This is a genomic window from Pseudomonas acericola (SeqCode) (assembly GCF_053456465.1).
Genome location: NZ_JBRFJB010000004.1, coordinates 257203 through 274317 on the forward strand (window position 1 = coordinate 257203; position 17115 = coordinate 274317).

The window sequence follows — 17115 nt, forward strand, 5'->3', positions numbered from 1 at the left end:
GGGCTTAGCTCGCAACGGGCGGCTTGGCCACCGAGCACAGGCGGATCGAGTCGGCGAGGATCTCAATGGCTTTGGGCCGTGGGAAGCTGGCGCGCCAGGCGATGGCTACGGTGCGGAACGGCACTGGTGGCGTCAGCGGGCGCACTTCGATCACGCCGGGGGCGTAGTGATGGCTGTCCACGGCCGACAACGGCAGGATCGAGATACCCAGGCCGGAGGCGACCATATGGCGGATGGTTTCCAGGGAGCTGGATTCCACGGTGGTGTGCTTGGCGCCGTCGTTGCCCTTGGTCAGGGTCGGGCAGGCTTCCAGTACCTGGTCGCGGAAGCAGTGGCCTTCGCCGAGCAGCAACAGGCTCTTGTCGTTGAGCAGAGCGGCGTCGATGGAGGCTTTTTGCGTCCACGGGTGGTTGGCCGGCATCAGCACCTGGAACGGCTCGTCGTAGAGCTGCAGGGTCAGCACGTCAGCCTCGTGGAACGGCAGGGCGATGATGATCGCGTCCAGCTCGCCGTTGCGCAGTTTGTCGCGCAGCACGTGGGTGAAGTTTTCTTCGATATACAGTGGCATCTGCGGCGCGACGCGGTGCAGTTGCGGGATCAGGTGCGGGAACAGGTACGGGCCGACGGTGTAGATGGCGCCGACTTTCAGTGGGGCGGTCAGCTGGTTCTTGCCGGCCTGGGCCAGCTCGCGAATGCTTTGCGCTTGCTCCAGCACCTTCTGCGCCTGGGCAACAATGCCTTCGCCCACGGGAGTGAGGCGCACGGCGCTTTTGCTGCGCTCGAAAATCAGCACACCGAGTTCGTCTTCAAGTTTTTTCACACCCACCGACAGCGTCGGCTGGCTGACATGGCAACGCTCGGCCGCGTGGCCGAAGTGCTGCTCTTGGGCGAGGGTCACGATGTAGCGTAATTCTGTAAGAGTCATAGCGAGCGTCCATGAGGTTGCGGGCCAAGCATAACGGCTGCAATCGATAGACGCACGTTATCAGAAGTTTGTTGGGGATTGAGCGGGGAATGCCGGGGATTTTGTGGGAAAGGGACTTTATGCGGCGATGAAATCAAATGTGGGAGGGGTTTGCCCCCTCCCACATTGTCTTAGCGGCGTTTCTCGATGTTGTACACGAACGGTGCAACGATCTCGATGCTGCCACCCTTGAGCATGTCGGCCGGCGGCTTGGGCAGTGGCTGGGCACGACGGATCATGTCCAGGGTCGCACGGTCCAGGTCGGCGTTGCCGGAGCGGCCCACCAACTCGTAGGACAGCACGTTGCCTTCAGCATCGACCACGAAGCGCAGGCGGTTCAGGCCTTCCTTGCCACGGGCCTGAGCGCCGGGCGGGTACTTCTTGTACTTCTGCAAGTGCGCCAGCAGCGTGCCTTCCCAGGACGCCTTGGCCGCCACCTGTTGGGGCGACGGGCCAGGTACGGGCTGGGCCGATTTCTCCGCAGGTGCGTTGGTCGGTGGAGCGTCGCTCGGCGGCTCTTCGGAAGGTTTCTCCTTGGGTGGCTCGATCTTTTTCTCCACCGGCTTGGGCGGCTGCGGTTTCGGTTTAGGCTTGACCGGCTTGGGCACCTGGATCGTCGGCTTGGGTGCTTCGGCCAGTTTCGGCAATGGCAGTTCTTCTACCGGCGCTGGCGGTTGCGGCGGCGTGATCACCTTCGGCGGGGCCGGAGGTGGCGGCGCGGGCATCGGTGCCAGGTCGATGACCATGGCAGCCGGCGGCAACTGCACCGTGTGCGGCGCGGACCATTGAAGCGCGATGATAATCGCGACGGCATGCACGCCCAGCACGACAGCGAGGCTTGTGCCATAACGCGTCAGTTTGTGGCGCGTCGTGATCATTTCTTGGCTGCCGTCTCAAGTCCGACCAGGCCTACCTTGAGGTAGCCGGCTGCCCGCAGGGCATCCATCACGCTCATCAGGTCGCCGTAGTCCACGCCCTTGTCGGCCTGGAAGAAGATCGTCGTGTCTTTCTTGCCCTGGGTCTTGGCGTCGAGCACCTGGCCGAGGGTTTCGGATTTGACTTCTTCTTCGCCCAGGAACAGACGCTGGTCCGCCTTGACGCTGAGGAACACCGGTTTCTCTGGCCGCGGCGCCGGCTTGGCGCTGGAGGCGGGCAGGTCGACCTTGATATCCACGGTTGCCAGTGGTGCGGCCACCATGAAGATGATCAGCAGCACGAGCATCACGTCGATAAACGGCGTGACGTTGATTTCGTGGTTCTCGACGAGTTCGTCGTCGCCTTGATTTAAATGCAGGCCCATGGCCGATTACCCCACTTTCACCATGTGCGGTTGCGAGCTGCGCTCGGTAGGCAGGTGATCGAGGTCGCGGCTGACCAGCAGCAGGACTTCTGCCGACGCGTCCGATACCTGGGCTTTGTAGCCGGCAATCGAACGGGCGAAGACGTTGTAGATCACTACCGCAGGAATCGCAGCAACCAGGCCCAGGGCGGTTGCCAGCAGGGCTTCGGCGATGCCTGGGGCAACGACGGCGAGGTTGGTGGTCTGGGTTTTGGCGATGCCGATGAAGCTGTTCATGATGCCCCACACGGTGCCGAACAGGCCGACGAACGGTGCGGTGGAACCGATGGTTGCCAGCACGCCGGTGCCGCTGCTCATGTTGCGGCCGCAGGCTGCCACCAGGCGCTCAAGACGGAAAGCCACACGCTCCTTGATGCCTTCTTTTTCGCGGGTGTTGGCCGACAGGCGCATTTCTTCCAGTGCGTCGTGCACCAGGGTATTGGCCAGGGTGCCCTTCTTGGTCGCGCTTTCGCTGGCTTCCTTGAGGGTGGTGGCTTTTTTCAGGTGGACGATTTCAGTGCGCAGGCGACGCTTGGCGCCCAGCAGCTCGAAGCCCTTGGCGATCCAGATGGTCCAGGTAATGATCGAGGCGATGGCCAGGCCGATCATCACGGCCTTCACGACCACGTCAGCATTCTGGTACATGCCCCAAGGCGACAGGTCATGGGCCATGCCCAGGGTGTTGTCTTCTTCCAGGACGACGCCGGTTTCGTCAGTGGCTGCCGGATCTGCGGCCAGGGCTGGATCGGTGGCGGCCGGTGCAACTGCCGGAGCAGCGGCTGGCGCGGCAGTGCTGTGTTCAGCAGCGGCTGGAGCAGCCGGGGCGGTGGCGTCGGCGAAGGCTGCGGTCGGAGCCAGCAGGACGCTGAACAACAGCGCGGCAATCGCGCGCCAGGCGCGGGACGTGGTTGGCGAAGCGGGGGTTGTATTACGTGTCATGCTGGCCGGACCTGAGAAGAAAAAATGGGTGATCGTCCATCAAGACCCAGGGGGCCGAGGACAAATGGGTGTTTATTATTGCAAGTAATTCTTGTTAACAGAAGTAATACAGTAACTTTATTTGTCCTTTTTCTGGCCGCCGGTCAGCTGTGAGGGCTAATCTAGACCTTTGAGAACGGAGTTTTGTGATGTCTGCGCCTTCTGTTGTGATTGCCGGTTGCGGCGATGTGGGTAGTCGGCTGGCTAGCCAATTGCTGGCCTCGGAATGGGAGGTTCATGGCCTGCGACGCGATGTTTCGCGCCTGCCCGACGGGGTGATCGGCATTGCCGGTGACCTGTTCAACAAGGATTGCCCGGACACCTGGCCGATTGGCGGGGTGGATTACCTGGTGTATTGCGCCGCCGCGACGGACCACGACGAAGCCGGGTATCGCGCGGCTTACGTGCAGGGCTTGAAGCATGTGCTGGAGTGGCTGGACGACTACGGCCAGGCGCCGAAACACCTGCTGTTTGTGTCCAGCAGCAGCGTGTATGGGCAACAGAATGGTGAGTGGGTTGATGAATCGTCCGACACCCAGGCACAGGGCTATTCCGGGCAAGTGATGCTGGAGGCCGAGCAAGTGGCGCTCGATAGCGGCATTCCGGCGAGCATCGTGCGCTTGACCGGCATCTACGGCCCGGGCCGTGAATGGTTGCTGACCCAGGTACGCCAAGGCTACCGCGTGGCAATCGACCCACCTTTATATGGCAACCGCATTCATGCGGACGACGCGGCGGGCTTGCTCGCCTTTTTGCTGCGGCATGTGGAGCAGGGCGGTCAGTTGGACAAGGTCTACATCGGCGTTGACGATGCGCCCGCGCCGTTGGCCGAAGTGGTGGATTGGTTGCGTGAGTATCTGGGTGTGACGGAGTGGGCGGATGACGCCAGCGTGCGGCGTGCGGGGAGCAAGCAGTGCAGTAATGCGCGAGCTAAAGCCTTGGGCTGGAAGCCAACTTACCCGAGCTATCGGGAAGGTTATGCGGCCATCCTCAAGGGCTGAAATGCGGTCAAAAATGTGGGAGCTGGCTTGTCGGGCCGCCGCATCGCTGCGATAGCGGTGTATCAGAAACACATGCAGTGACTGGTACTCCGCTATCGCGGGCAAGCCCGCTCCCACATTTAGATCAGCGCGAGGCTGGTTATTGTTTTTCCAGCAGCCATTGGCGCGGGCCGGGCGTGAACTGAGGCACTTCATCCGCCTGCGCAGTATTCACCGCCTGGAAGATTTCCAGCTGCCCGCCCTTACGCACAAAAATCCACGGATTGCCCTGGCCATTCAGTTGCAGCCAGATGCTGTCGTAGCCGCCGCTCATGGAGGCGCAATCACCCGCCAGGCACAGTGAGTACTGGTCAGCGTTCGGCAGGCCGACGACCTTGCCGTTGGCCTGGAACTGCACGATGGCGCCGTTGCCGAAGCCGTCGGTGATCTTCCAGTCGCCGCCCAGGTAGGCCGCATACAGCGCCCGTTCGAAGTTGGCGCCCAGTGGTGCGCCTTCCGGGGCGGGGTCTTTGGCGCGGGCGAACAGCTGTTCAGGCTCATTGTCGTTGGCCGTTTGCAGCAGTTGTTTGCCTTTGCGCTTGAGTTCGGTGGCGGAGCTGCCGTAGAAATCCACGCTCCAGGCGCCGGATTGCTCGCCGAGCAACTTGCCTTCCGCTACTTCAAAACCGTTGTAGTAGCGCGCCTGCGCCGCCTTGGTGTTGACCTGCCATTCGAGGTTCGGGCCAAAGCTTTGCAGGGCTTCGCGCAAAGGGCCGCCCTTGGCTGCCGCATCGATGGCGACCTGGTTGATCCAGGTGCCGCTCACGTCCAGGTCGGCGGGGTTGCTGGCGCAGCCGCCGAGCAGCAGGGTGAGCAACGATGAGGCTACAAGCGCTTTGCGCATTACGAAATCCTTCTGAAACAGAGTCGGCGCAGCCGGTGGGAAGGCTGCGCCGGGTGTTTTACTCGATGACCAGAATCGCGTCCATCTCAACCTGCGCGCCCTTTGGCAGAGCGGCTACGCCGATGGCGGCGCGGGCTGGGTAAGGTTGTTCGAAGTACTTGCCCATGATCTCGTTGACCTTGGCGAAGTGGCTCAGGTCGGTGAGGAAGATGTTCAGCTTGACGATGTCCTTGAACGAACCGCCAGCAGCTTCGGCAACGGACTTGAGGTTTTCGAAGACTTGCACGGTCTGTGCTTCGAAGCCTTCAACCAGTTCCATGGTCTTTGGGTCCAGTGGGATCTGGCCGGACATGTAGACGGTGTTGCCTGCCTTGATCGCCTGGGAGTAGGTGCCGATGGCGGCCGGGGCCTTGTCGCTGGTGATAACAGTCTTGGTCATTTATGACTCCTTGTAAGAGACAACGGCTTATTTGAAGAGCTACGCCCGCATACGGGTGATACGAATCACACCGGTCAGGGCACGCAGCTTCTTGATCACGCGGGCCAGGTGCACGCGGTCGTGCACGCTGACCACCAGTTGGACCACGCTGATGCGGCCATCGCGTTCGTCCATGCTGATCTTTTCGATATTGCCGTCGGCCGCATTGACGCTGCTGGCCAGCAGGGCGATCAGGCCGCGCTGGTGTTCCAGCTCGACGCGCAGCTCGACGTTGAATTCGCCGGTGACATCCTTGGCCCACGAGAGCTGGATGCATTTTTCCGGGTTGTGGCGGATCTCGGTGATGTTGCGGCAGTTGTCCAGGTGCACCACCATGCCTTTGCCCGCCGAGAGGTGGCCGACAATCGGGTCCCCCGGGATCGGCGTGCAGCACTTGGCGTAGCTGAGCACCAGGCCTTCGGTGCCGCGAATCGCCAGCGGGCCTTCGGGGCTCGGCAGTTGCTCGCCTTCGCCCAGCAGGCGGCGGGCGACCACGTAGGCCATGCGATTGCCCAGGCCGATATCTTCCAGCAGGTCTTCGATGGTTTCCTGGCGGTACTCGTGGAGCATCGCTTGCACGCGCTCGGCCGGGATCTTGTCGAGGGCGCTGTCGAAACCGTTGAGCACCTTGTTCAGCAGGCGTTCGCCCAGGCTGATGGACTCGGAGCGGCGCTGCAGTTTCAGGGCATGGCGGATATGTGTACGCGCCTTGCCGGTGACCACGAAGTTGAGCCACGCCGGGTTCGGGCGTGCGCCCGGTGCACTGACGATCTCCACCGTGGAGCCGCTTTGCAGCGGTTCCGACAGCGGGGCCAGGCGCCGGTTGATGCGGCAGGCAATGCAGCTGTTGCCGACGTCGGTGTGCACGGCGTAGGCGAAATCGACCGCTGTGGAGCCTTTGGGCAGCTCCATGATCCGGCCTTTGGGCGTGAACACGTAGACCTCGTCCGGGAACAGGTCGATCTTCACGCTTTCGATGAATTCCAGGGAGTTGCCGGCACGTTGCTGCATTTCCAGCACGCCTTTGACCCACTGGCGCGCGCGGGCGTGGGTGCCTTTTGGCTGCTCGTCGCCGCTGGACTTGTACAGCCAATGAGCGGCGATGCCGTTGTTGGCCATCTCTTCCATTTCGCGGGTGCGGATCTGGATCTCGATCGGCACGCCGTGCATACCGAACAGCGTGGTATGCAGCGATTGATAGCCGTTGGCCTTGGGAATCGCGATGTAGTCCTTGAAGCGGCCCGGCAGGGGTTTGTACAAATTATGTACAGCGCCCAGCACGCGGTAGCAGGTGTCCACCTTGTCGACGATGATCCGGAACGCGTACACGTCCATGATCTCGTTGAAGGCCCGGCGCTTGCCGCGCATCTTCTTGTAGATGCCGTAGATGTGCTTCTGCCGGCCGCTGACCTCGCCTTCGATCTCGTCGATCGCCAGGCAATGGCTCAGGGACTCTTCGATCTTGTTGACGATTTCCTTGCGGTTGCCCCGGGCGCGCTTGACCGCCTGGTAGATGCGCGCCGAACGCATCGGGTGCATGGCCTTGAAGCCGAGGTCTTCGAATTCGATACGAATGGCATGCATGCCCAGCCGGTTGGCGATGGGCGCGTAGATTTCCAGGGTTTCCTTGGCGATGCGTCGGCGTTTTTCGCCGGACAGCACTTCCAGCGTGCGCATGTTGTGCAGCCGGTCGGCCAGCTTGACCAGGATCACCCGGATATCGCGGGCCATGGCCATGGCCATCTTCTGGAAGTTTTCCGCCTGGGCTTCGGCCTTGGTCTCGAAGTTCATCTGGGTCAGTTTGCTGACCCCATCGACCAGTTCGGCCACGGTTTCGCCAAATTGCGCGCTGAGCGCTTCCTTGGCGATGCCGGTGTCTTCGATCACGTCATGCAGCATCGCGGCCATCAGGCTCTGATGGTCCATGTGCATGTCGGCAAGAATATTTGCCACCGCAAGAGGATGGGTGACATACGCCTCGCCACTGCGGCGGCGTTGGCCGTCATGGGCTTGTTCGGCGTAGAAATACGCTCGGCGGACCAGGTTGACCTGGTCTGGGCCGAGGTAGGTCGATAAGCGATCGGCGAGGGCGTCTATGCTCGGCATAGGAATGACTCCTGCCGCATGCGTTGACCCCGCGCCGTGCTACGTCGACCAGGCATAGGCTTAGACGGCCTCGTTGGACTCGTCCTCGAACGCTGCAAACAGCGGTTCGTCTTCAACGATTTCGGCGTTGGCGATGAACTCGTAGCTCATCAGGCCTTCAGCGATTTCACGCAGGGCCACAACGGTAGGCTTGTCGTTTTCCCACTGAACCAGGGGCTCTTTGCCGCCAGTGGCCAGTTGACGGGCACGCTTGGTAGAGAGCATGACCAGCTCAAAGCGGTTTGCCACGTGGTCTAGGCAGTCTTCAACGGTTACGCGGGCCATGATATTCCTCGGAGCGGATGCAAGATGCGCGCTGCCCGGTTGGGCGAGCGGACTGAACAGTTTAAAAAATCACCAGCGTTTAGGGAAGCGCTGATTTTTCGCAAGCCTGGGTAAAACCGCTGCAAGTGCCAATGTAAAGCCCTTGCAGCGGTTTTGGGAAGAGCCAATCAGCCGAGCAGTTCAGCCAGCAATTTGCCGAAACGCTGCTGTTGGCGCTTTTGCTGGAGCTGATTGGTGCGGAAAATCGCCTTCAAATCATCCAGTGCGTGGGAAAAATCGTCGTTGATGATCAGGTAGTCGTAGTCGACGTAGTGGCTCATTTCGCTGACGGCTTCACGCATGCGGCCTTCGATAATCTCGTCGCTGTCCTGGCCACGGTTGGTCAGGCGCTGGTGCAAGGCTTCGAGAGACGGCGGCAGGATGAAGATCGAGCGCGCCTGGGGCATCAGCTTGCGAACTTGCTCGGCGCCCTGCCAGTCGATTTCCAGGATCAGGTCGTGGCCTTCGTCCAGGGTCTGCTGCAGGTGGCTTTGCGAGGTGCCGTAGAGGTTGCCGAAGACTTCGGCGCGCTCCAGGAAGTCGCCGTGTTCGATCATCTTGACGAACTCGGTGCGCTCGACGAAGTGGTAGTGCACGCCGTTCACTTCACCCGGACGCATGGCGCGGGTGGTGTGGGACACCGAGATGCGGATCTGCTCGTCGGCGTCGGTCAGGGCCTTGACCAGGCTGCTCTTGCCCGCGCCCGAAGGGGCGGAAATGATGTAAAGGGTGCCGGTGCTGTGGGTCATGGAGGTTGCCTTACTCAATATTCTGTACTTGTTCGCGCATCTGCTCGATCAACACTTTGAGGTTGACCGCAGCCGTAGTGCTGCGCGGGTCAAACGCCTTGGAACCCAGTGTATTGGCTTCGCGGTTGAGTTCCTGCATCAGGAAGTCCAGGCGCCGACCGGCGGCACCGGCGGACTTGAGTACGCGGCGTACTTCAAGGATGTGGGTGCTCAGGCGGTCGAGTTCTTCGGCGACGTCGCTCTTTTGCGCCAGCAGGACCATTTCCTGCTCCAGGCGTGTCGGATCGAGGTCGGCCTTCATGTCGGCGAAGCGGTCGAGGACCTTCTGGCGCTGGGTCGCGAGCATCTGCGGCACCAATTCGCGCAGGGTCACCACGTCTTCTTCGATAGAGGTCAGGCGCTCGTTGATCAGGCGTGCCAGTTCGGCGCCTTCGCGCTCACGGCCGGCCTTGAGCTCCTTCAAACCTTGGTTGAACAGGGCGAGGGCTTCGGCGTTGAGGGCTTGCGGGTCGGTGGCATCGGCCACCAGCACGCCGGGCCAGGCCAGCACTTCCAGCGGGTTGAGGGCCGCAGGCTGCTTGATCAGACCAGCGATGGTTTCGGCGGCGGCGACCAGCTGCGCGGCGCGGTCGCGGTCGATCTGCAAGGCTTTGCCGGTGGTTTCCTCGGTAAAGCGCAGGGTGCATTCCAGCTTGCCACGGGAGATGCTCTGGCGCAGTGCTTCACGGACGGCGCCTTCGAGGTCGCGGAACGATTCCGGCAGGCGCAGGTGCGGTTCCAGGTAGCGGCTGTTGACCGAGCGCAGTTCCCAGCTCAGGGTGCCTTGGACGCCGGCTTTTTCGACGCGGGCGAAGGCGGTCATGCTGTGCACCATGGAGGTACCTCGCGTTGCAGGTTAAGAAGGCGCAGGATTGTAGCGCAGTGGGGCGAGCACGCCCAAACAATGGGCGACAGCGCGACCATTCGTAACCGAATTTTTAGAAGTGCCCCGAATCGGCCCACGGCTCTATAATGCTCGGCAGTTTTTCGTCCTCCGTACAGGTATCCCCTATGAAACGTCCCAGTGGTCGCGTTGCCGATCAGCTCCGCTCGATCCGCATCACCCGCAACTACACCAAACACGCCGAGGGATCTGTACTGGTCGAGTTTGGCGATACCAAGGTGATCTGCACCGTCAGCGTCGAAAACGGCGTGCCGCGTTTCCTTAAAGGCCAGGGCCAGGGTTGGCTGACCGCCGAGTACGGCATGCTGCCGCGCGCCACCGGCGAGCGTAACCAGCGTGAAGCCAGCCGTGGCAAGCAAGGCGGGCGCACCCTGGAAATCCAGCGCCTGATCGGCCGTTCCCTGCGCGCAGCCCTGGACATGTCCAAGCTGGGCGACGTGACCCTGTACGTCGATTGCGATGTGATCCAGGCAGATGGCGGCACCCGCACCGCATCCATCACCGGCGCCATGGTGGCCCTGGTCGATGCGCTGAAAGTGATCAAGAAGCGTGGCGGCCTGAAGGGCGGTGACCCGCTCAAGCAAATGATCGCCGCTGTGTCGGTGGGCATGTACCAGGGCGAGCCTGTGCTGGACCTGGACTACCTGGAAGACTCGGCCGCCGAGACGGACCTGAACGTTGTAATGACCAGCACCGGTGGTTTCATCGAAGTGCAGGGCACCGCCGAAGGCGCGCCATTCCAGCCGGCCGAGCTGAACGCCATGCTGGCCCTGGCCCAGAAAGGCATGACCGAAATCTTCGAACTTCAGAACGCCGCACTGGCTGACTGACACCTGCCTCAAGGAGACGCGCCATGAATGACAGCCAAATGCCGGTGCCTACGCCTTCCTACGAAGTGCGCCAGGGCGCGATGTTGTGCCATCTCGCGGCGTTTCTGGGGTTTGTGTTCCCCTTCGGCAGCGTTGTCGGGCCGCTGATCCTGTGGCAGATGAAGAAAGAACTGGACCCGTTCATTGATGATCAGGGCAAGGAAGCGCTGAACTTCCAGATCACCGTGGCCATCGCCTGGATCGTGTGCATCGTGCTGGCCTTCGCGGTCGTTGGGTTCTTCCTGATGACGGCGCTGGCCATCGCGGGTGTGGCGTTGACGATCATCGGTGCGATCAAGGCCAACAAGGGGATCGCCTATCGCTACCCCTTGACCTGGCGACTGATCAAATAATGAGCGCCCACAAAAAAACCGACAGCGATGTCGGTTTTTTTGTACCTGGAAAAAGACCTCAGATGGTCAGTGTCCAGTCGTAGTCCACGATCAGCGGCGCGTGCTGCGAGAAGCGCGGCTGGCGCGGCAAGCGTGCGCTGCGCACGAACCGGCGCAGACCCGGGGTCAGCAGCTGGTAGTCGAAACGCCAGCCCAGGTTGAGCATCTCAGCCTGTTCGTTGTCCGGCCACCAGCTGTACTGGTCGCCTTCGCGGCTGACTTCGCGCAGGGCATCGACATAACCCATGTTGCCGACAATCTCGTCCATCCAGGCCCGTTCCGGCGCCAGGAAGCCCGGGGATTGCTGGCTGTCGCGCCAGTTCTTGATATCCAGCTTCTGTTGCGCCACGTACAGCGAGCCACAATAAATGTACTCGCGACGTTTGCGTCGCTGTTTATCCAGGTAACGGGCGAAGTCGTCCATTAGCTTGAACTTCTGGTTCAAGTCTTCATCGCCGTTCTGCCCCGAAGGAAGCAGCAAGGTCGCGATGCTGACCTTATCGAAATCGGCTTGCAGGTAGCGCCCGTAGCGGTCGGCTGTCTCGAAGCCGAGGCCGCTGATGACCGCCTTGGGTTGCAACCGCGAATACAAAGCCACGCCACCTTGGGTGGGCACTTCGGCATCGCAGGCATAAAGGAAGTAGCCATCCAGTTGGAAGGCTGGGTCGTCCAGTTCAAAGGCGGAGGCGCGGGTATCCTGCAGGCAGATGACGTCGGCATTCTGGGCTTGCAGCCAACTGAGCAAACCACGCTCGACTGCAGCCTGAATACCATTAACGTTCACACTGATGATCCGCATAAATGGCCCCAAAAATCGCGTGCGTGTATGATACACGCCGTCTAACTAATTAGCTAAATCCGTGGTATCTGAGGCTTTTTTCATGCAGGCGTATCAACGCGATTTCATTCGTTTTGCCATCGATCGCGGCGTTTTGCGCTTCGGTGAGTTCACTCTCAAGTCCGGGCGCACCAGCCCGTACTTCTTCAATGCAGGCTTGTTCAACTCGGGTTCGGCCCTGGCTCAGCTGGGTCGTTTCTACGCGGCGGCCATCGTTGAAAGCGGTATTTCCTTCGACGTGCTGTTCGGCCCGGCCTACAAGGGCATTCCCCTGGCCGCCGCCACCGCCGTGGCGTTGGCGGAACATCATGGGCAGGATCTGCCGTGGTGCTTCAACCGCAAGGAAGCCAAGGCCCATGGCGAAGGCGGTAGCCTGGTGGGCGCGCCGCTCACCGGTGATGTGCTGATCATCGACGACGTGATCACCGCCGGTACCGCCATCCGTGAGGTGATGCAGATCATCGCTTCCCAGGACGGCGCCAAGGCTGCTGGCGTGCTGATCGCGTTGAACCGCCAGGAGCGCGGCAACGGTGAATTGTCGGCGATCCAGGAAGTGGAACGCGATTTCGGCATTCCGGTGGTGAGCATCGTGTCGTTGAACCAGGTGTTGCAGTTCCTGGAAGATGATCCGCAGCTCAAGCAGCATTTGCCGGCGGTCAAGGCGTACCGCGAGCAGTTCGGCGTTCAGTAACACTGTGGGAGCCGGGCTTGTGTGGGAGCGGGCTTGCCCGCGATAGCGGTTTATCAGGCGACATTGTTGTTGAATGTGCCGCCGTCATCGCAGGCAAGCCAGCTCCCACATTTGGACCGAGCACAAACAAAAAAGCCCCGCTCAATTTGATTGAGCGGGGCTTTTTTGTGTGCGGCAGTTAAGGACGCTTGCGGTTACTGATCAGCGTGCCCACACCGGTATCGGTGAAGATTTCCAGCAGGATTGCATTCGGTACCCGGCCGTCGAGGATCAGCGAGCTGCCCACGCCGCCTTGCACTGCTTCCAGCGCGCAACGGATCTTCGGCAGCATGCCGCCGTAGATGGTGCCGTCGGCGATCAGCTCGTCCACTTGTTGCGTGGTCAAGCCGGTCAGCACCTTGCCTTCCTTGTCCATCAGGCCGGCGATGTTGGTCAGCAGCATCAGCTTTTCAGCCTTCAGCGCTTCCGCCACCTTGCCTGCTACCAGGTCGGCGTTGATGTTGTAGGACTCGCCGTTGGCGCCCACGCCGATAGGCGCGATCACCGGGATGAAGTCACCCTTGACCAGCAGGTTCAGCAGGTCGGTGTTGATGCCGATCACTTCGCCCACCTGGCCGATGTCGATGATTTCCGGCTGGGTCATTTCCGGCGTCTGGCGGGTGACCGTCAGTTTTTTCGCGCGGATCAGCTCCGCGTCCTTGCCGGTCAGGCCGATGGCGCTGCCACCGTGACGGTTGATCAGGTTGACGATGTCCTTGTTCACCTGGCCACCGAGGACCATCTCCACCACGTCCATGGTCTGCGCGTCAGTCACGCGCATGCCATCGATGAAGTGACTCTCGATCGACAAGCGCTTGAGCAAGTCACCGATCTGCGGGCCGCCACCGTGCACGACCACCGGGTTGATCCCCACGGCTTTCATCAACACGATGTCGCGGGCAAAGCCGGTTTTCAGCTCTTCGCTTTCCATGGCATTGCCGCCGTACTTGATCACCAGTGTCTTGCCGACATAGCGTCGAATGTAAGGCAACGCTTCGGAAAGGACCTTGGCGGTGTTGGCAGCGGCTTCGCGTTCGAGGGTCATTCAGGGCTCCGGTGCAAAAAAATCAGAACGGTAATTGGAGATCAGGGGCAACACGTTTCAACTGGGCGTGGAACACGTCCTTGATGCGCTGCAACTCGGCCTCGGTATCCGCCTCGAAACGCAGGACCAGCACCGGTGTGGTGTTGGACGCGCGAACCAGGCCCCAGCCTTGGGCGTAATCGACTCGCACACCATCAATGGTGGTCAGGTTGGCGCCTTCGCCCCATTGCGCATCGTGCAGTGCGTCAATGATGCTGAATTTGCTCTCCTCGGTCACATGGATATTGATCTCTGGCGTAGAAATATCATTCGGGAAGGTCTGAAACAGCTCTTCGGCGGTGGATTTTTCCTTGCTGAGGATCTCCAGCAGACGAGCGGCGCTGTAAATGCCGTCGTCAAAGCCGAACCAGCGCTCCTTGAAGAACACGTGGCCGCTCATCTCGCCGGCCAACAGGGCGCCGGTTTCCTTCATTTTCTTTTTGATCAACGAGTGACCGGTCTTCCACATTAGCGGGCGGCCGCCATATTCCTTGATCAGCGGGGTGAGGCGACGTGTGCACTTCACGTCGAAGATGATCTCGGCGTTGGGGTTGCGCGCCACTACGTCACGGGCAAACAGCATCAGCAGGCGGTCGGGGAAGACGATCTCGCCGGTTTCGGTCACCACGCCCACGCGGTCGCCGTCGCCGTCGAAGGCCAGGCCGACATCAGCCCCGGTTTCCTTGACCTTGGCGATCAGGTCCACCAGGTTCTCTGGCTTGCCCGGGTCCGGGTGGTGGTTGGGGAAGTTGCCGTCCACTTCGCAGAACAGCGGGATCACTTCGCAGTTCAGGGCTTCGAGCAGTTGCGGGGCGATCACGCCGGCCGCGCCGTTGCCACAGTCCACCACCACTTTCAGGCGGCGTGCGAGTTTGACGTCGCGGGTGATTTCATCAGAGTAGCGCTGCAGGATGTCGACCTTGGTGATGCTGCCCTTGCCGCTGGTCAGGTCGTTGGTCTTCAGGCGGGTGTGCAGGGCCTGGATCTGCTCGTTGGCGAGGGTATCGCCGGCGATGACGATCTTGAAGCCGTTGTAGTCCGATGGGTTATGGCTGCCGGTGAGCATCACCCCGGACTTGCCTGCCAGTACGTTGGCGGCGTAGTACAGCGCAGGCGTTGGCACCAGGCCGACGTCGCTGACATGGCAGCCGCTGTCGGCCAGGCCCTGGATCAACTGTTCGACCAGTTCAGGCCCGGACAGGCGGCCGTCACGGCCCACCGAGACGTTCGGCTCATCCTGGGCCAGGCTCTGGGCGCCGATGGCGCGGCCGATCCAGTAGGCGGTTTCGGCGGTCAGGGTCTTGGGCACTACGCCACGGATGTCATAGGCGCGAAAAATGCTGTCGGGGAATGTCGGGGCTACGCGGGCTGCGGTACTCATCGCGGGGGGAAACTCCATCTGAAGGGGGCAAGGCTGGCCGTAAAGCGGCTGACCGGCAGGCTCAAACTGAAGGGTATGACGGTTTTTTTGGCGCAGAGTTCGTGGTGCAAAAGTGCCATCGGCGCAGTGGCTCCGTGCTTTTCTCTGCGTAATGCATTGATTTCGCTGGGGAAATCTCGCTGATTAGTACCGCGCATTCTTCATCCTGAAAAGCCATGCGGTGGCGTCGGGCCGGGCGGGGGTGCCCGGCCTGATTCAGCTTAGTCAGTGGCTGCCGGAATGGCCAAAGCCGCCTGCGCCGCGTTGTGTTTCAGCAAATTCCTCGACCAGTTCGAAGTGCGCCTGCACCACAGGCACCAGCACCAATTGAGCGATGCGCTCGCCAACCACGATGTTGAAGGCGGTCTGGCCACGGTTCCAGCACGACACCATCAGCTCGCCCTGGTAGTCCGAGTCGATCAGGCCGACCAGGTTGCCCAGCACGATGCCGTGCTTATGGCCCAGGCCCGAGCGCGGCAGGATCAGCGCCGCCAGGCCAGGGTCGCCGACGTAGATCGACAGGCCAGTCGGAATCAGGATGGTCTGGCCCGGCTCAAGGACGGTGTCTTCCTTGAGCATGGCGCGCAGGTCCAGGCCGGCGGAGCCTGGGGTGGCGTAGGCCGGCAGTGGGAAGTCGGTGCCGATGCGGGGGTCGAGGATCTTGGCTTGCAAAGCGTGCATGGAAATTAAACCTGGTTCAGCCGTTGGGCGATAAAAGAGATCAGTTGGCGGGCAATCTTGCCCTTGCTGGTCTGGGCGAAAAGGGTGGCGTGCAGCTCGCGGTCGATCACGCTGCAGGCGTTTTCCTCGCTGTTGAAGCCGATGCTCGGGTTGGCGACATCGTTGGCAACGATCAGATCGAGGTTCTTGTCTTTCAATTTGCGTGCGGCGTAGTCCAGCAGGTGCTCGGTCTCGGCGGCGAAGCCGACACTGAACGGGCGGTCGGGACGCGTGGCGATGGTGGCCAGGATGTCCGGGTTGCGCACCATTTGCAGGAGTAGGCCGTCACCGCTCGTAGGGTCTTTCTTGAGCTTTTGCGGGGCGACAACTTCTGGGCGGTAGTCCGCGACCGCTGCCGAGGCGATAAACAGGTCGCAGGGAATGGCGGCTTCACAGGCCGCAAGCATGTCGCGGGCGCTGACTACGTCGATTCGCGTGACCCGATCAGGGGTGGGCAAATGCACCGGACCGGTGATCAGGGTGACGCGTGCGCCTGCCTCGACCGCGGCTTCTGCCAAGGCAAAGCCCATTTTTCCTGAGCTATGGTTGGTGATGTAGCGCACCGGGTCGATGTTTTCCTGGGTTGGGCCGGCGGTGATCAGCACGTGCTTGCCGGTCAGGGCCAGGTGCTGGAAGCACTCCACCGCACACAGCGCGAGGTCGGTGGCTTCGAGCATGCGGCCCATGCCGACGTCGCCACAGGCCTGGCTGCCGGACGCAGGGCCGAACACCTTGAGCCCGCGGCTTTGCAGGAGTTGAGTGTTGGCTTGGGTAGCCGGGTCGCGCCACATGGCCTGGTTCATGGCCGGGGCGATGGCGACGGTGGCATCGGTGGCCAGTACCAGGGTGGTCAGCAGGTCATCGGCTATGCCTTGGGCCAGGCGGGCGATCAGATCGGCGGTGGCCGGGGCGATCAGCACCAGGTCGGCCCATTTGGCCAGCTCGATATGGCCCATGGCGGCTTCGGCTGCCGGGTCCAGCAGGTCGAGGTGAACCGGGTGCCCGGACAGCGCCTGCATGGTCAGCGGGGTGATGAACTCACTGCCGCCGCGTGTCATGACCACGCGCACTTCGGCGCCCTGGTCCAGGAGCCTGCGAACCAGTTCTGCGCTCTTGTAGGCGGCAATGCCGCCGCCGACGCCGAGAACGATGCGTTTCCGATACAGACGCTGCATTGGTTTGCCTTTCCAGTTCAGTGATGCCAGTTCAGTGACGCCTGTGATGCCCCCTCCCCAGGGGAAATCACATGCAAAAAAGA

General features: G+C 61.5%; 18 protein-coding genes and 1 pseudogene. 4 read left to right on the forward strand and 15 right to left on the reverse strand.

Annotated features, from left to right (window positions below; translation table 11 throughout):
- Positions 1 to 4 precede the first annotated feature (4 nt).
- From ACU688_RS17390 to exbB, 4 genes are all read right to left on the reverse strand, one after another.
- Positions 5 to 925, reverse strand: a complete 921-nt coding sequence (locus ACU688_RS17390; protein ID WP_448185743.1) for a hydrogen peroxide-inducible genes activator — start codon at positions 923 to 925, stop codon at positions 5 to 7.
- Positions 926 to 1095: 170 nt separating this feature from the next.
- Positions 1096 to 1842 carry a TonB family protein gene (locus tag ACU688_RS17395; RefSeq protein WP_448185744.1) on the reverse strand — a complete coding sequence of 249 codons (747 nt, stop codon included), beginning with the start codon at positions 1840 to 1842 and terminating at the stop codon, positions 1096 to 1098.
- Positions 1839 to 2264 carry a TonB system transport protein ExbD gene (exbD, locus tag ACU688_RS17400; protein ID WP_017735752.1) on the reverse strand — a complete coding sequence of 142 codons (426 nt, stop codon included), beginning with the start codon at positions 2262 to 2264 and terminating at the stop codon, positions 1839 to 1841. The genes ACU688_RS17395 and exbD overlap by 4 nt, the downstream gene beginning before the upstream one ends.
- Before the next feature lie 6 nt (positions 2265 to 2270).
- Positions 2271 to 3242, reverse strand: coding sequence for a tonB-system energizer ExbB (gene exbB, locus ACU688_RS17405; protein ID WP_448185745.1), 972 nt, complete (start codon positions 3240 to 3242; stop codon positions 2271 to 2273).
- A gap of 188 nt (positions 3243 to 3430) precedes the next feature.
- On the opposite strand from exbB, the gene ACU688_RS17410 reads away from it, so the two are divergent.
- Positions 3431 to 4282, forward strand: a complete 852-nt coding sequence (locus ACU688_RS17410) for an SDR family oxidoreductase (RefSeq protein ID WP_448185746.1) — start codon at positions 3431 to 3433, stop codon at positions 4280 to 4282.
- Between the two features lie 139 nt (positions 4283 to 4421).
- Here ACU688_RS17410 and ACU688_RS17415 read toward each other — a convergent pair whose 3' ends face one another.
- The 6 genes from ACU688_RS17415 to ACU688_RS17440 all read right to left on the reverse strand — a co-directional run bounded on the left by ACU688_RS17415 (position 4422) and on the right by ACU688_RS17440 (position 9735).
- Entirely contained in the window at positions 4422 to 5165 is a 744-nt protein-coding gene (locus ACU688_RS17415; RefSeq protein ID WP_448185747.1) for a hypothetical protein, read from the reverse strand.
- A 58-nt stretch (positions 5166 to 5223) separates the two neighbouring features.
- The gene (locus ACU688_RS17420; protein ID WP_003176922.1) at positions 5224 to 5604 is read right to left on the reverse strand and encodes a RidA family protein; all 381 of its coding nucleotides are present in this window, start codon (positions 5602 to 5604) and stop codon (positions 5224 to 5226) included.
- A gap of 39 nt (positions 5605 to 5643) precedes the next feature.
- The gene (gene spoT / locus ACU688_RS17425) at positions 5644 to 7749 is read right to left on the reverse strand and encodes a bifunctional GTP diphosphokinase/guanosine-3',5'-bis pyrophosphate 3'-pyrophosphohydrolase (RefSeq protein WP_017735756.1); all 2106 of its coding nucleotides are present in this window, start codon (positions 7747 to 7749) and stop codon (positions 5644 to 5646) included.
- Positions 7750 to 7809: 60 nt separating this feature from the next.
- Positions 7810 to 8073: a DNA-directed RNA polymerase subunit omega gene (gene rpoZ / locus ACU688_RS17430; protein ID WP_017735757.1), complete on the reverse strand. Its 264-nt coding sequence runs from the start codon at positions 8071 to 8073 to the stop codon at positions 7810 to 7812.
- Between the two features lie 167 nt (positions 8074 to 8240).
- Complete coding sequence (gene gmk / locus ACU688_RS17435; RefSeq protein WP_092355860.1) at positions 8241 to 8861, reverse strand: guanylate kinase; 621 nt, start codon at positions 8859 to 8861, stop codon at positions 8241 to 8243.
- A gap of 10 nt (positions 8862 to 8871) precedes the next feature.
- Entirely contained in the window at positions 8872 to 9735 is an 864-nt protein-coding gene (locus ACU688_RS17440; RefSeq protein ID WP_448185748.1) for a YicC/YloC family endoribonuclease, read from the reverse strand.
- A 176-nt stretch (positions 9736 to 9911) separates the two neighbouring features.
- Here ACU688_RS17440 and rph point away from each other — a divergent pair, with 176 nt between their 5' ends.
- Both rph and ACU688_RS17450 read left to right on the forward strand, forming a co-directional pair.
- Positions 9912 to 10634, forward strand: coding sequence for a ribonuclease PH (gene rph, locus ACU688_RS17445; RefSeq protein ID WP_017735760.1), 723 nt, complete (start codon positions 9912 to 9914; stop codon positions 10632 to 10634).
- Between the two features lie 23 nt (positions 10635 to 10657).
- The gene (locus tag ACU688_RS17450) at positions 10658 to 11026 is read left to right on the forward strand and encodes a DUF4870 domain-containing protein (protein ID WP_448185749.1); all 369 of its coding nucleotides are present in this window, start codon (positions 10658 to 10660) and stop codon (positions 11024 to 11026) included.
- A 58-nt stretch (positions 11027 to 11084) separates the two neighbouring features.
- Here the strand turns inward: ACU688_RS17450 and crc are convergent, their stop codons facing one another.
- Positions 11085 to 11864, reverse strand: coding sequence for a catabolite repression control protein Crc (crc, locus tag ACU688_RS17455; RefSeq protein ID WP_003195493.1), 780 nt, complete (start codon positions 11862 to 11864; stop codon positions 11085 to 11087).
- A gap of 82 nt (positions 11865 to 11946) precedes the next feature.
- Here crc and pyrE point away from each other — a divergent pair, with 82 nt between their 5' ends.
- Complete coding sequence (pyrE, locus tag ACU688_RS17460) at positions 11947 to 12594, forward strand: orotate phosphoribosyltransferase (protein ID WP_017735762.1); 648 nt, start codon at positions 11947 to 11949, stop codon at positions 12592 to 12594.
- Positions 12595 to 12772: 178 nt separating this feature from the next.
- Here pyrE and argB read toward each other — a convergent pair whose 3' ends face one another.
- The 4 genes and pseudogenes from argB to coaBC form a co-directional block, all read right to left on the reverse strand.
- Entirely contained in the window at positions 12773 to 13678 is a 906-nt protein-coding gene (gene argB / locus ACU688_RS17465) for an acetylglutamate kinase (RefSeq protein WP_017735763.1), read from the reverse strand.
- Positions 13679 to 13700: 22 nt separating this feature from the next.
- A pseudogene (locus ACU688_RS17470) lies at positions 13701 to 15122 on the reverse strand (phosphomannomutase/phosphoglucomutase); the annotation flags it as partial.
- Between the two features lie 240 nt (positions 15123 to 15362).
- Positions 15363 to 15818 (reverse strand): dUTP diphosphatase, encoded by a 456-nt coding sequence (gene dut, locus ACU688_RS17475; protein WP_124526915.1) that lies wholly within the window; start codon positions 15816 to 15818, stop codon positions 15363 to 15365.
- Between the two features lie 5 nt (positions 15819 to 15823).
- The gene (gene coaBC / locus ACU688_RS17480) at positions 15824 to 17032 is read right to left on the reverse strand and encodes a bifunctional phosphopantothenoylcysteine decarboxylase/phosphopantothenate--cysteine ligase CoaBC (protein WP_448185750.1); all 1209 of its coding nucleotides are present in this window, start codon (positions 17030 to 17032) and stop codon (positions 15824 to 15826) included.
- Positions 17033 to 17115: the final 83 nt, after the last annotated feature.